Raw genomic sequence first — 13,800 nt, 5'->3', positions numbered from 1 at the left:
TTGGTATGTGTGATAATTGTAGTATTGACATTAAGGAATGTTATGTATGTTAGATACTGCGAATGATATCAAAGAGAATAAGCCTCAGAAGATTGGAGGGTGGCTTATCTTATTGGCGATTGGTTTAGTTCTTAACCCCATTCGACTTATTGTTTTTTTATCGTCAGCAGTCTTTCCCAAAGTGGTATATTGGAACGATGTTCTTTTTTCTTGTTTTTATTACAATAGATTCTCTTACAGCGTCAATCATTATTCCGAATACCTCTTTTTTAGATAAAGACACCATTGTGTCAATTTTTAGTTGTGTTTTTGCATTATCTATTTGGGGAACTTACCTCATCAAATCTCAACGTTCAAAAACCCCTTTTATTATGCAAACGGGAGAAGTTGCTCTTGATGTTTTTCTGGACGGTAAGAATCAAGAAAACAGTACACCTGAACCTAAAAAAAGGCAAACAAGAATTGGCAAGGGATGCTTGGTCTAGTTCTAGGTTTACTATTAGCGGCGTTAGTCAAAGTGCTTTGGGCAGTAATGAACTAGAACGTGTTGAACTTTGTTGTACATATATTAGTCAATTCACATAGGTAGCCACATAAGAGAAAATGCTAGGGCGACTACACTCGCAAAATATTCGTTTACCTAATCTGTATTTAGATGTCGATACATCTATAGGGAAGTCTTTATGATCATTGGTATTGATTTAGGTACGACTCATAGCCTTGTCTCTGTGTGGCAAGGTGGCTCGGTGAAGCTGATCCCGAATATATTAGAGTCTTACCTCACACCGTCTTGCGTTGGTGTTGATGAAGACGCATCCATTCTCGTTGGTAAAGTGGCACAAAATCGGTTGCAGACTCATCCCGATAAAACAGCTGCACTTTTTAAACGTCGAATGGGAAGTCGAACTCCCTCACGCCTTGGTGATAAAGAATATCTACCTGAAGAACTGTCATCACTGGTGCTAAGAGCGTTAAAAGAAGACGCAGAGAGTTACTTAGGTCAAGCGGTTGAAGAGGCAATTATCACAGTTCCAGCTTATTTTTCCGATGGTCAGCGTAAAGCAACAAAAACGGCGGGACGATTGGCTGGTTTAAGAGTCGACCGAATCATTAGTGAGCCTACTGCTGCTGCATTAGCGTATGGCTTACATGAAGCACCTGATGAATCAACCTTTCTTATCTTTGACCTAGGAGGCGGCACCTTTGACGTCTCAATCATTGAAAAGTTTGAAGGTGTTATGGAAGTCAGGGCAACCGCTGGAGACAATTATCTAGGCGGTGAAGATTTTACTACCGTTATTGTTGACCATTTTTATGCTCATAGTGGAATCAGCGCTAAAGCAAAGAACGATGCCGCGTTTCAACAACAACTTATTGCAAAAGCGGAAGCGGTGAAAATTGCACTAGAACCTTATAATGAACAAGAGCTTGCCCTTGTATGGCAGAGCGAAACTTACAGTTTAATCATCAATGAAGAAACATTTGTTCAATTAAGCCAAGAACTCCTTGATCGCCTAAGGGCGCCCGTTGAGCGTGCATTACGAGATGCTCGCATTCGTGTTTCTGACATCAATGACGTTGTTCTCGCTGGCGGAGCATCTCGAATGCCTATGGTTAGGCAGCTAGTCGCGCGAATGTTTGGGCGTTTCCCCAATACACAGGTTAATCCAGATGAAGTAGTCGCTGTCGGAGCTGGTGTCATGGCAGGTCTAAAAATGAAGGACGCTACATTAGACGAAGTGGTGATGACAGACGTTTGTCCTTATACCTTAAGTATTGCTACTTCAACGCATTTGCCTGATGGGTCGATAATTCATGGCGTTAGCTCGCCAATTATTGAACGCAATACCGTGATCCCCGCCAGTCGTGTTGAGACTTATTGGCCTGAAAATGAAAATCAGCGCCAAGTTACCGTTAGGGTATTCCAAGGTGAAGGTCGCTATGTCAAAGATAATATTGCGTTAGGTGAGCTAGAAATTCTGCTGCCTAAGAAAGCCCCTTACCAAGAATTGGCTTTTGATGTTCGTTTTACCTATGACGTGAACGGATTACTAGAGGTCGAAACTCGTCTGCACAAAACCAATGAAATTCAGCGCTTAGTAATAAATAGCCAAGATAATGGTTTGTCTGAACAAGAGATTGAACAACGCTTGCTTGCTCTGGCAGCTCTGAAAATACATCCACGGGAAAAAATCGAAAACCGCACATTATTGACAAGAAGTGAACGTTTGTATCAACAATTACTGGGGGAAAACCGTAACCGTTTGAGTATGGAAATTATGCAGTTTGAACAAGTACTTCAGCGGCAGAATGAAAAGGAATGTGCAGCAGCACGAGAACGTTTGACGAAAGTGCTCGATTTCTTTGAATGTGATAACTATTTTTCGCCAGAATTCGAGTAGTGGAAAAGCTTGATGACGAAGTTGTGGTATTTTGCAAGGCTTGGTATCAAGCCGACTAATGATAATAAAGCAATAAAACGTGCTTACGCTGTTGAGCTAAAAAAAATCGATCAGGAGACGCAGCTTCAAGAGTTTGAGAAATTGCGTGAAGCCTATGAGTTAGCTCGCTCTTGGGCAGAGAAAAAGCAGGATAAAAGTCAATTTACTTTTGAACCATCACATTGTGAGCACACTTGGCACAATGAGCACTTTGAACAGAAGCAAGAGTCTAACGAGACGCAACAGTTTGAAGAACTAGAACAAGTCTATTTGGATGAGCAGGCGCAGTTTCGCCCTGTTGCTCCAGTCATTCATGCAAATAGGACTGAAGAGAATGGTAAACAGACTCAGCACAGTGCGCAAAATGAGCAAGTAGATCACAGTCAATCTCCTCCTACAGCTCCCATTTTTCACGCAACGTTAGATAAAGATCTTCCGCCAAAGCCTTTGAGTCCGGCGGCTCAGTTTCAAACCTTTATCGAGCAAGTGATTGCTTATCCTAAACTCGCACATCAATGGTTAACCACAGCCTTGAAACGTGAGGATATGATTGCCCTTGAAGCTCGAATGGAATTTGAAGTTTTGCTCGCAAACTGGTTGTTTAACAATCATGAAGGGCAACCGCAACTCTTTGAAGCAGCCGTTGAATTATTTGAGTGGCAGCAGCACCTGCCGATTACGCAAAATTATCAAGTCGATCACTGGTTAAAGCAGATAGTGACACAATGGTTACAGTGGAAGCAGGAGCCTCCCGCTTTCCGTGCCGACATGTTAAAAGCGATCAATAAACATCGCATGTTAGCAACTCCCAAGGAAACGCAAGCATTAAGCAATGCGTGCGCGCGTTATCCCTTACTGAGTAAGTTATGGCAGACTCAGCAGCAATCTGAGCAGCTTAAATCTTCCGCAGAGAGAAAAATCATTGCCTTGCGGGAGCGAATGGCATCGTCATTGAGAGTCAAATTATTGGTTATTTTCTGTTTGTGGCTGGCCGCAAGTATGACTATCGTTGGCGTGATGTCAGTTTTGAACGATCATTTGGATTTCGATTGGCAATGGAACAAAAGTGAGCCGTCTATACAGCGTCAGCCAGCAAACAGAGACATAGATGAAACAAGAGAGAAAGCTCTCAAGAACCTTCTTGATGAGGAAAAAAGACGCAAAGAAATAAAGAGCCAAAGTTTGCCACCAAGACCTAAACCTGTACCGAAAGTAACAGTGAATAAGCCAGAGCTTGAGCAGAGCACAACGCAAAACAAACCTAAACAGCCCGAAAAGAAAGTGAAACAACCAGAGATTGTTGTTGTGTCATTTAATATGTCACCTGAACTGTGTAAAGCCAGAGCGGAATTGGTCGACCGTTGGGCTGACGTATACAAGCATGACGTAAATTACACCTCATTTAGAAATGAAGTTCAGAAATGCGTTGATAATCGCTGGTGGCCTAAGGGCAAACCAACAGTGCAAGAGTATCTTCAACGTTTGGAAGCTGCGTGGCTTTCACCCTATTATCCAAACAATAAGCTTTTAGAAGGGCTCGAACTAGAAGCGAGACATAGGGCCGAAGACTCAAATAATGATCTGGTGATGCTGTGTGATAAAGACAGCCGTGTTAATCCATTTGTGTTCCCATCCGGTGCGCGATGCGTGTCATTAGCCGCAACTTATAAAGCGCCAAAAATTCGGTCAACGGTGGTAACACCAGAGTTTTGTCAAATGCGAATGAATGCAACGAACTGGCACTTTGACCAAGGTAAAGAGTGGGCAAACTATCTCACTTTCAGACAAGAGATGACGGATTGTTTCACTAAAGGTTGGTGGGACCGACAGACCTTTAAACGAGATTTACAAAAACTGAAAGCATCGTGGCGAGAAGCTGATGCTCGCTAGTGACTAAATAAAGGAGTTTGTATGAACTTAGTTCGATTGTTGGCAGTGTTATTACTGATGATGAACACCGCTTATGCTGGATATGATCAAGTTGAGATTGCGAGTTATCGTTCTTCCTATATCCCGGTTGCCTCTTTCATCAATATTGACGCTGACTATGTGGTTGCCACGGTGACATTTTCGAGTGATAAATCATCACCAGAACAGAGAGCAACAGATCTTAAAACATTTGCTGACTCTCTGAGTGTTTTGGCTGCAGAACAGGGGATGGAACTACAACAGCAAGTCATTTCCATCTCTTCTATAGAGAAGCAGAAATCCATTAACTCTTCGAGAGCGCATGCAAATCTGTTTTTTAAGCTGAATGAAAACAATGACGTATTTGCTGCGACTCGAGCAATGTATGCCTTTATCCAGAAAATTCAGGCACCAAGGGGAGTAAGTTATAGCTTAAGCAATACCAGCCTAGCGGTAAGCAAGCCAGAGAACTACCGACCAAAGCTTCTTAACCTCATAAAAAGTGATATTGAATCAATGAAAGCAGTACTAGGGTCTGAATATAAGATCTCGATTTCTGGCTTAGAAAAGCCTGTGGTTGTTCGTCAGAAGAATGAGCGCGAATTGGCTTTATTTATCGATTATAAGTTGCAGATGATACAGAAGTGAAAACACTAATGACCAGCCCAAGGACCTAAGCCATCATGACATTGTTTATCGTTACGTTGTTGAGTCAGCTTTTGTACATTATGTAAACTTGTCAAGTTTAGGGCGACTTTCTTATTCCATTCAATTTCTCGCTGTAACTTTATTTCAAAAAAAGACGCAATTTTGAGCGTTGTTAACGTCATTCCGTTTCACTCTCATTTTCTGCTGAAATCGTCAAAATGGTCGGTTTTATGATCATGAAGCTATCACGTTAATCTGTTCTATTAATTCAGATCCCTTGCACGGAAGCCAGAGATGCCCGTCTGAAAAAGGGCAAGACAGTGATCGGAGTGCTTCAAAACGTTAAAACCTTGTTAGGTCAACAAAACCTAGATATCAGCGCGGAATTTTACTGTGTACAGAGGAAAAATCCATCGTTTTATTTGTTTCCTCATCAGTTGGCGTATTAGCACGGGAGGGGCGCGCTGTATCTATGTGCTAATTGCTCATCAGTTGATTGATATAAAGTCGCCCTGTTAGCTAGAGATCAGTCATGTGATATAGTTTTTTAAATGAAATATATTCTGTTGGTGGTTTGAGAAAAGCCCTACAAGGATACACGTTGACATTATACTAATATGGTTCGAGTGTTTTTTTACTTTGTCATAAATTAATTGTAGTGTTTTAAAGAAGTTAATGAACATTTTATTCTTGTATTTAAGTCTGAGCAAGAGAATCCAAAAAGAGAGCCAATAAATTTTTTGCTCTTTAATCGGTATTTTATATTTTTCAGCAACTCCAGCATTGGCTATTCATGCGTTGGATGTGGAGTTCTGCTAGGATTTGTAGTGTGTCAGTAATTCGTCCATAGTAAGGTCGGTGCTATCGGTATCATTCGTCGCTAAAATGAACATGCCCACTTTGAGCTTCTCCATTTTTACTTTCTCTAAATCGGGTATACGGCTCAGCTTCGATTTGGTAGTGGTAGCCTGTTGGCTCTGCGGTTTTTTAGGTCTTCCCCGACCGGGAAACGTCGGGACTTTAACGATCGTTGAAAACTCAAAGCCCAAGACTTGGCACTGACTTGCGAATTCATTCATGGCATTCTGAGCATCCGTTTCACAGGCGAATTCTTTTTTTGTTAATTTATTCAGTAGGTTGAGTTCTTTAGTTAAGGTTTTGTCTATATTTTTATAAAAAGTGACGCTTTCTCGTTTTGTGGCCTGTTCACTCTTAACCAGCAACCATCGTTGTTTTACGTCGCCATAATTGGCTTTAATCCAATGACCTGAGTAACCATTTTCAATGGGAAGCAATTGCTCTGGCTCTAATGCTAATAAAGCCTGTTTAGCCGATGCGATGGTCATGGGGACACGAGTAATAAACTTCTGTTTTTGTTCATCAAGAGATTGGATGCCTTCTTCTGTATAAAGAGCGGCATCGGCAATAAAATAGCGACTGTTTTGTGTTGCCTTTAGGCAGTGAATATGACGTTTTGTTACCTCTGAAAACGCTTTTACACCGTTAGCATTCCCGCTAAGAGTTTGCATATAAACAGGCAACCCAGCTTGGTTTTCACAAATGAGTTCAAGTACAACTTGGTTTAGCTCCGGACGGTGATCTCGACTGTAGCCTTTGACCAGTTTAATGGCATTGATGTCCTTTTCCTTCGAATGTTATTTTTTATTGGGGGAAAATCAAGCTGCTTGTGTTTCTTCATCCAATTTTTCAGCTTTCTGGTATTAGCCTTACTGAGTTAATCGGAATATTGATAAGGGTTGAGGTTGTTATAGAATACAGAACATAGACTATTTTTTAAATTTTATTCTTAATTTTAATTTGATTGTTGTGCGGTAATTGTATATTGCAATACATGGCTCTTGTCCAAGACCAATTTCTGTTTGGATGACCAACACTGACTTTTGTATTCGCTTGTAACCAAAGTTCTCTTGCTTCGTACCATTCTTTTAGTTTCTCTTTTTCACAAGCTTTTTCCGCTGAATCAGTATAAGATAATCCGCTCATTCTATTGCCTTATTCATATTGATAAATGAAATAATATACAAGATAAATGGCAGTATTAGGCTAGCAAGTGAACTTTACTTCTGTGTCTCATGCTATGTAAATATACCCTTCCTACTTGAAGCTGCAGCGGTGTTGGCTACGTTCGCTCACCCCAATCACATAGTTTATCTATGCTCATGGGGATTCACTCACTTGCCGCCTACCTGCAACTTCATGTAGTTTGAGTATACAAGTACATATATATGCACTATTTCTACCTCAGTGTAATAAACCTGTTGCCAAATAATAGTCTGACTGATTGAAAAACCAAGTGACCGGTTTGTGAGTTAGCATAGGTTTGTGTTTGGTTTTTGGGGTGCTAATCTATTGTTGTTGTCCTTCGTTATTATTTAACACATAAAGTAGATGAGATATTGTGAGTCGAATATGTGTTTTGTTACTGAATGTTATCTAGCATCCAAAAATAGCAGAATAGAAAATGTTTATAATTTGCCTGTAAAACTGGAAAAAATTGTAGGCGAAAGAAAGGAAATACTAGGATACGAAGTATTAACGAATACACGCCTACTTACGACCGAACAAAAGGAATATTTTTATAAAACAGAAATTCTTTTCCCTGACACAACCAGAAGAATTGTGCAAAAAATAAAAAATTTGCAAGAACGTTTAATACTATTTAGCGGATTATTTTTGTTTGTTAACGTGGAGAGAAGTCATTTATGTGATAAGTTTTTACTCTGCGACATTGTTTCTTTACAGCAAAAATTAAAGCAATATGATGTTCATTTGATTATTGAAATAACGGAAAGAAATCATTGTTGTGATTGTATTTCAGTCCGTGATGGTCTGCAGTTTTTAAGGTCATCAAATGTTATTCTTGCTGCTGATGATGTGAATACATCGTCTTGTGATCCAGATTTTAGAATTAGTGAAATCCAGTCTGATATCTATAGTTTTATAAAAGTGAATTTCACTGATAAAATAGAAAATATTCAATATCTTAAAAGTATTCTGAATAATAAATATTACAATATTATCGTCGAACGAATTGATTCAGATGAGAAGATGAAGGCACTACATGAACTAGGTGTTGATTACTGGGGATTGCAAGGCTTTTTGTTTAAAGACTGAGTGCCTCGTCTCTGCCAATGCTGCAGAAGCGTTAGTCATTGTTCGCACCTAACAGTAATTTGCCCATACGCCACAGCAATTCATTTGCACAATAAAACTTTAATTTACTTTGATAATCAAACTAACTACACTTTGGAAAATTTGATTATCAAAGTAATTACTATGCAAACACCAAGTTGTCCTCAAACGCAGACATTTTCATACACCAATGAGAAGGGTGAAAAACGTACGCTCTATGTGCTGTTACTCACCGTTGTCACTATGGCTGTCGAGATCGTTGCCGGTAGCATTTATGGTTCAATGGCATTACTTGCCGATGGCTGGCACATGGGAACGCACGCGGCTGCGTTTTGTATTACGCTGTTTACCTATCGTTATGCCCGTAAACATCAGAATTCCCGTACTTACACTTTTGGCACTGGCAAAGTAGGGGTGTTGGGCGGATATACTAGTGCGATTGGTTTAGGTTTAGTCGCTTTAGTCATGGCAGGCGAGTCAATCCACCGTCTGTTTAACCCGTTAAGTATTCAGTTTAATGAAGCGATAATGGTGGCGGTTGTTGGTCTTGCAGTGAATCTAGCAAGCATGTTTTTATTACACGACCATCACGACCATCACGACCATCACGACCATCACGACCATCACGACCATCACGACCATCACGACCATCACGACCATGATCATGGGCATGCTCACCATCATGATCACAATCTTACGGCGGCGTACATGCATGTGTTAGCGGATGCATTAACTTCACTATTGGCAATAGCCGCGTTGATTGTTGGCAAATATTTAGGTTGGGTATGGTTAGACCCAATTATGGGTATTGTCGGCGCGCTTGTGATTACTAAGTGGGCGGTAGGCTTGATGAAACAAACCGCACCTATCTTACTGGATGCGCATATCAATCATCAGTATGAGAAAAAAGTGCTCAGCAAACTTGAAGAAGCCGGAGCTAAAGTCATTGATATTCACGTGTGGAAAGTGAGTGCTGACCACTATTCTGCGGCAATTAGAATGTCGGCTGAGCCGAACAAAGATGCACTGTACTTTCGACAGGTGTTAAAAGAATTTGATAGACTGCATCACCTTACGTTGGAAGTAAACCCGCTTTAAAGGCTAAACCATATGCACCATCTGACCGAGCTTAACAATCTGATTACTGAGTTTTACGATAAGATGTCTTCATGGGAGATGTCTGTGGTCAAAGAAACGGGGTATTCATTGGCTCAAATTCACACGCTTGAAGTGTTAGGCTCGCACGGAGCAATGCGTATGAAAGAGTTGGCAAACCGACTTAGTATCACCACAGGCACGCTGACTGTTCAGGTGGAAAAACTGGTCCAAGCGGGGCTGATAGAACGTCAATCTATAGAAGGAGACCGTCGTTCTGTTCTGGTGACCCTTACCCAGCAAGGGAAAGAGGTGTTTCAACAACACAATGCCTTGCACATGTCGCTCACTGAGGAACTCACTCGTCGTTTTAGTGCAGAACAACAAAACAATCTGGCTAAAATGCTGACGTTAATCAATCAAGAGTTCTAGATTCATAATCACGTCGATTTCATTGACAGCAAAAGGCGATGGTGTTGTTCACCATCGCCTTTGTGTCTTATAGCCGCACAACTTTCTGTTTGAGCCGTTTATCTAAACAAAAAAGCGAATATTTCAATTTGTCATGCAGTTTTCAACGAACTGAAACACAACTGTCACATTTCGATTCTAAAGTGAAACCGTTCCAGTAAATCAACGGCAAATAAATTAGCCACTTAAGGAAAGAATGTGATGAAAAAGACAGTAATCGGTGCAATCGCTCTATTAGGCGCACTAGCAATTAACCCTGTTTCAGCAAAAGAAACTATCTCTGCAGTGGGTTCTAGCAGCGTAACACCACTGATGGAAGTTTTCTCAGAAACATACATGAAAACAAACGCGGACGTTTTCATTGAAGTACAAGGTCCAGGTTCTTCTGCAGGTATTAAAGCTGCGAAAAACGGTAGCGCAGATATCGGCATGTCTTCTCGCGGATTGAAAGCTTCTGAGAAAGAAGCGACTCTAGTAGAAGAAGTGATTGCTCGTGACGGTATCGCAGTGGTTGTTCACCCAAGCAACAAAGTGAAAGGTCTAACTGCTGAGCAAGTTTCTGAAATCTACAAAGGCGAAATCACGAACTGGAAACAAGTTGGTGGTGAAGATAAGCCAATCGTAGCCATTACTCGTGACACCGCTTCTGGTACTCGCGGTGCATTCGAAGAAATCATGGAATTGAAGAAAAAAGTTGCTGATAAAGAAGTGTCTGCTATCTCGCAACGTGCTCAAGTAGCGAATGGTAACGGTGGTTTGAAAACTATGGTTGCTTCTAACCCATACTCAATTGGTTACATCTCTCTAGGTACTGTTGACGGTTCAGTTCATGCTCTATCAATCGATGGTACTCCTGCAACTATCGATAACGTTAAATCAGGTTCTTACAAAGTTGCTCGTCCTTTCCTAGTTCTTTACAAGAAAGGTGCGCCATCTGCAGAAACTCAAAAATTCCTAGACTGGATGCTGACTGCTGAAGCTCAAAAAATCGTTGCTTCACACCATTACATCTCAGTTAACTAAGATTTAAATCATAAACTTTGCTCAGCCCGCTTTGGGCTGGGCTTTTGTATTACATACCGACGAACTAATGCTTTTTAGCTTGATCGGTAGGTGAGATTGAGAACATCTATGACCATCGCAAATAGTGACCAGCTTATGGATATCGAAAAAACCCAAGCAAACCGTAAACTGCGCGAGCAGAAACGAGTTGATTGGAAAGAACGTTTCTTCCACGGCTTGTTTTTAACCAGTGCCGTTATCGGTATTGTTTCTCTAGCTGTTATTGCCTACTTCATCGTAAGAGAGAGTATTCCTGCATTTCAAGAAGCAGGCGTTTCAGGAATCGTCCTAGGGCAAGACTGGCTTCCTCCTGCGCTATATGGAGTCGCGACTATGATCGTGGCTTCTGTTGTTTCTACCTTTGGTGCCGTTATTGTTGGTGTGCCGATTGGTGTACTAACCGCAATCTTCATTGCTGAAATTGCGCCGAAAAGTGTGGCTGATGTGATTCGTCCGGCGGTTGAATTGCTGGCGGGTATTCCTTCAGTGGTCTACGGTTTCTTCGGCTTGGTTATCATCGTTCCTCTTATTCAGAACATCTTCCAGGTTCCTGCCGGTAACACCATTCTTGCCGGTATTATCGTTCTGGGTGTGATGATTCTACCGACGGTAATTACCGTTTCTGAAACCTCTACTCGTGCTGTACCTCGCGCCTACAAAGAGGGTTCTTTGGCTCTAGGCGCTTCTAACATTTATACCATTTTCAAACTTCTCGTTCCTGCGGCACGTTCAGGCATTATGACGGGTGTGATCTTAGGTATTGGCCGTGCTTTGGGTGAAACCATGGCAATCATCATGGTGATGGGTAACGCGCCAGCAATGCCAGAAGGTATTCTGGACTCTGCTCGTACCCTAACAGCAAACATTGCGATTGAGATGTCTTATGCAAGTGGTGTTCACGCAAATGCACTGTATGCAACAGGGGTTGTTTTGTTGGTGTTTATCATGATGCTTAACGCCGCTCTTTTATACTTGAACCGTGAGAAAGCGAGGTAATGACAATGGATCACGCAAAATATAATCAGGCGGATCGCGCAAAGCTAAAGCAAGCACGTGAGTTTAAAGATAACGTTTTACGTGTACTTATCTGGTTTGCAGCGGCGTTAACCGTTGGCTTTCTGTTCTGGATCATTTGGTACATACTTTCAAACGGATTAAAGCATGTAGATTGGGCATTTGTTACGGATAACTACACTCGTACCGGTGAAGAACGCGGTATATTCCCGATGATCATCTCAACCATCTATATGGTTATTGCTTCTATTGCCGTGGCTGCGCCAATGGGCATCATGACGGCAATTTACCTTACCGAATACGCCAAAGTAGGGAGTAAATTGGTTAAGGTTATCCGTTTTTGTACCGAATCACTGGCGGGTATCCCATCGATCATCTTTGGTCTGTTTGGTATGACATTTTTCGTTGTGATTCTAGGCTTGGGATTTTCGATATTATCGGGTGCACTAACGCTGAGTATCTTGATTCTTCCGGTCATTATTCGTACCACAGAAGAAGCGTTGATGGCAGTGCCACAAACATATCGCGAAGGCTCATACGGGCTAGGTGCTTCAAAAATTTACACCATCTGGCGTCTTATTTTACCCAGTGCGATTCCAGGTATTTTGACTTCTGTTATTTTGAGTATTGGCCGTGTTATCGGTGAATCTGCTCCTGTGTTTTTAACCGCAGGTATGGTTGCTCGTATTCCTGATTCGCTACTGGATTCAGGACGAACATTGACGGTTCACCTATATAAATTAACCACTGAACTGTTCACTATTGAAGAGTGGAACCAAGCGTACGGAACTGCAACTGTGCTGATTGTTGTCGTGTTGCTCATCAACATGCTAACCAAGTTAATCGCTAAGCGATTCAACACTGCAACATATTAATCCAAGACGACAGACAGAATTTAAGAGATCAAAAATGAACAAATTTAATATTGAAAACCTAGATTTATTCTACGGCGAAAACCAAGCGCTAAAATCGATTAACTTACCCATTCCTACTCGCCAAGTCACAGCACTGATCGGTCCATCGGGTTGTGGTAAATCAACACTATTACGTTGTTTGAACCGTATGAACGACCTTATCGAAGGCGTAACCATCAAAGGCAAACTTGAGATGGACGGTCAGGATATTTATGGCAATGTTGATGTTGCAGATATTCGTATCCGTGTTGGTATGGTTTTCCAAAAGCCAAACCCATTTCCGATGAGTATCTACGAAAACGTTGCTTACGGTCTGCGAGCTCAAGGTGTGAAAGATAAAAAACATATTGATGAAGTGGTAGAACGTTCGTTACGTGGTGCTGCACTATGGGATGAAGTGAAAGATCGTTTGAAATCGCATGCATTTGGTTTATCTGGTGGTCAGCAGCAGCGTCTTTGTATTGCACGCACTATTGCAATGGAACCGGATGTGATTCTAATGGATGAACCAACATCGGCACTTGATCCCATTGCGACACACAAAATCGAAGAACTGATGGAAGAGTTAAAGAAAAACTACACTATCGTTATCGTGACGCACTCAATGCAGCAAGCTCGTCGTATTTCAGACCGTACAGCATTCTTCTTGATGGGGGAATTGGTGGAACATGACGATACGCAAGTGATCTTCAACTCACCAAAAGATGACAGAACAAAAGGCTATGTGAATGGTGACTTCGGTTAATGGCTACAAGATCATCAATAAAAATTATTGCTGGCAACGCATATTGGCTAAACACAATATAACTATAAAGCGATGGTAACTTTGCCCCTCACAATGAGGGGCTTTTTTGTTTGCCCAGCAAAGCTGGCAAACCCGTCCACTTGAAAGAAAGTGGAGTCACCCTGACTAAGGGGAAGACAATCCGAATGGCAAGGGCGTCACGGGCTAACGGTGGGGTCTGAAGGAAGCCATAGGAAGTTAGATGTACACAACTAACCGTAATCTGTTTCGGCGGTACTGGTGGGTAAGCGTCCAAAATAGCGCAAAGCCCAATACTTAGTCAGACCAATACTGTGATTGAGGGTGGGAT

The 13,800-nt window shown here is 41.6% G+C and carries 13 protein-coding genes and 1 pseudogene; 11 read left to right on the top strand and 3 right to left on the bottom strand.

Annotation, left to right across the window (positions count from 1 at the left end; genetic code table 11):
- The first annotated feature begins 37 nt into the window (after positions 1–37).
- From ACK5MF_RS11570 to ACK5MF_RS11555, 4 genes and pseudogenes are all read left to right on the top strand, one after another.
- Positions 38–485 (top strand): annotated as a pseudogene (locus ACK5MF_RS11570) (DUF2569 family protein).
- Positions 486–683: 198 nt separating this feature from the next.
- Positions 684–2,402, top strand: a complete 1,719-nt coding sequence (locus tag ACK5MF_RS11565) for an Hsp70 family protein (RefSeq protein WP_416922351.1) — start codon at positions 684–686, stop codon at positions 2,400–2,402.
- A 12-nt stretch (positions 2,403–2,414) separates the two neighbouring features.
- A complete protein-coding gene (locus tag ACK5MF_RS11560) occupies positions 2,415–4,331 on the top strand; it encodes a hypothetical protein (protein WP_416922349.1) in 1,917 nt (638 codons plus the stop codon).
- A gap of 21 nt (positions 4,332–4,352) precedes the next feature.
- Positions 4,353–4,997, top strand: coding sequence for a hypothetical protein (locus tag ACK5MF_RS11555; protein ID WP_416922347.1), 645 nt, complete (start codon positions 4,353–4,355; stop codon positions 4,995–4,997).
- 5 nt (positions 4,998–5,002) lie between these two features.
- On the opposite strand, the gene ACK5MF_RS11550 is transcribed toward ACK5MF_RS11555, so the two are convergent.
- The 3 genes from ACK5MF_RS11550 to ACK5MF_RS11540 all read right to left on the bottom strand — a co-directional run bounded on the left by ACK5MF_RS11550 (position 5,003) and on the right by ACK5MF_RS11540 (position 7,001).
- Positions 5,003–5,179: a hypothetical protein gene (locus ACK5MF_RS11550; RefSeq protein ID WP_416922345.1), complete on the bottom strand. Its 177-nt coding sequence runs from the start codon at positions 5,177–5,179 to the stop codon at positions 5,003–5,005.
- 633 nt (positions 5,180–5,812) lie between these two features.
- A complete protein-coding gene (locus tag ACK5MF_RS11545; protein WP_416922371.1) occupies positions 5,813–6,634 on the bottom strand; it encodes an IS1634 family transposase in 822 nt (273 codons plus the stop codon).
- 157 nt (positions 6,635–6,791) lie between these two features.
- Positions 6,792–7,001 carry an ANR family transcriptional regulator gene (locus ACK5MF_RS11540; RefSeq protein ID WP_416922343.1) on the bottom strand — a complete coding sequence of 70 codons (210 nt, stop codon included), beginning with the start codon at positions 6,999–7,001 and terminating at the stop codon, positions 6,792–6,794.
- 426 nt (positions 7,002–7,427) lie between these two features.
- Here ACK5MF_RS11540 and ACK5MF_RS11535 point away from each other — a divergent pair, with 426 nt between their 5' ends.
- The 7 genes from ACK5MF_RS11535 to pstB all read left to right on the top strand — a co-directional run bounded on the left by ACK5MF_RS11535 (position 7,428) and on the right by pstB (position 13,451).
- Positions 7,428–8,132: a diguanylate phosphodiesterase gene (locus ACK5MF_RS11535; protein WP_416922341.1), complete on the top strand. Its 705-nt coding sequence runs from the start codon at positions 7,428–7,430 to the stop codon at positions 8,130–8,132.
- Between the two features lie 162 nt (positions 8,133–8,294).
- Positions 8,295–9,248, top strand: a complete 954-nt coding sequence (dmeF, locus tag ACK5MF_RS11530; RefSeq protein ID WP_416922339.1) for a CDF family Co(II)/Ni(II) efflux transporter DmeF — start codon at positions 8,295–8,297, stop codon at positions 9,246–9,248.
- Between the two features lie 12 nt (positions 9,249–9,260).
- Complete coding sequence (locus ACK5MF_RS11525) at positions 9,261–9,677, top strand: MarR family winged helix-turn-helix transcriptional regulator (protein WP_416922337.1); 417 nt, start codon at positions 9,261–9,263, stop codon at positions 9,675–9,677.
- A 240-nt stretch (positions 9,678–9,917) separates the two neighbouring features.
- Positions 9,918–10,739, top strand: coding sequence for a phosphate ABC transporter substrate-binding protein (locus ACK5MF_RS11520; protein ID WP_416922335.1), 822 nt, complete (start codon positions 9,918–9,920; stop codon positions 10,737–10,739).
- A 108-nt stretch (positions 10,740–10,847) separates the two neighbouring features.
- A complete protein-coding gene (pstC, locus tag ACK5MF_RS11515) occupies positions 10,848–11,774 on the top strand; it encodes a phosphate ABC transporter permease subunit PstC (RefSeq protein WP_416922333.1) in 927 nt (308 codons plus the stop codon).
- A 5-nt stretch (positions 11,775–11,779) separates the two neighbouring features.
- Positions 11,780–12,667, top strand: coding sequence for a phosphate ABC transporter permease PstA (gene pstA, locus ACK5MF_RS11510; protein ID WP_416922332.1), 888 nt, complete (start codon positions 11,780–11,782; stop codon positions 12,665–12,667).
- A gap of 34 nt (positions 12,668–12,701) precedes the next feature.
- Positions 12,702–13,451: a phosphate ABC transporter ATP-binding protein PstB gene (gene pstB / locus ACK5MF_RS11505; protein ID WP_416922330.1), complete on the top strand. Its 750-nt coding sequence runs from the start codon at positions 12,702–12,704 to the stop codon at positions 13,449–13,451.
- Positions 13,452–13,800: the final 349 nt, after the last annotated feature.

This window comes from Vibrio sp., from assembly GCF_047973365.1.
Classification (GTDB): Bacteria; Pseudomonadota; Gammaproteobacteria; order Enterobacterales; family Vibrionaceae; genus Vibrio.
The sequence above is the reverse complement of the archived record's forward strand: the minus strand, read 5'-3'. Positions and strand labels throughout refer to the sequence as shown.

Excerpts from the sequence above, each read along its gene's own strand:
- ACK5MF_RS11565 (WP_416922351.1), top strand. The coding sequence starts at position 684 with ATGATCATTGGTATTGATTTAGGTACGACTCATAGCCTTGTCTCTGTG.
- ACK5MF_RS11560 (WP_416922349.1), top strand. The coding sequence starts at position 2,415 with ATGACGAAGTTGTGGTATTTTGCAAGGCTTGGTATCAAGCCGACTAAT.
- ACK5MF_RS11555 (WP_416922347.1), top strand. The coding sequence starts at position 4,353 with ATGAACTTAGTTCGATTGTTGGCAGTGTTATTACTGATGATGAACACC.
- ACK5MF_RS11550 (WP_416922345.1), bottom strand. The coding sequence starts at position 5,179 with ATGACGTTAACAACGCTCAAAATTGCGTCTTTTTTTGAAATAAAGTTA.
- ACK5MF_RS11540 (WP_416922343.1), bottom strand. The coding sequence starts at position 7,001 with ATGAGCGGATTATCTTATACTGATTCAGCGGAAAAAGCTTGTGAAAAA.
- ACK5MF_RS11535 (WP_416922341.1), top strand. The coding sequence starts at position 7,428 with ATGTGTTTTGTTACTGAATGTTATCTAGCATCCAAAAATAGCAGAATA.
- dmeF (WP_416922339.1), top strand. The coding sequence starts at position 8,295 with ATGCAAACACCAAGTTGTCCTCAAACGCAGACATTTTCATACACCAAT.
- ACK5MF_RS11525 (WP_416922337.1), top strand. The coding sequence starts at position 9,261 with ATGCACCATCTGACCGAGCTTAACAATCTGATTACTGAGTTTTACGAT.
- ACK5MF_RS11520 (WP_416922335.1), top strand. The coding sequence starts at position 9,918 with ATGAAAAAGACAGTAATCGGTGCAATCGCTCTATTAGGCGCACTAGCA.
- pstC (WP_416922333.1), top strand. The coding sequence starts at position 10,848 with ATGACCATCGCAAATAGTGACCAGCTTATGGATATCGAAAAAACCCAA.
- pstA (WP_416922332.1), top strand. The coding sequence starts at position 11,780 with ATGGATCACGCAAAATATAATCAGGCGGATCGCGCAAAGCTAAAGCAA.
- pstB (WP_416922330.1), top strand. The coding sequence starts at position 12,702 with ATGAACAAATTTAATATTGAAAACCTAGATTTATTCTACGGCGAAAAC.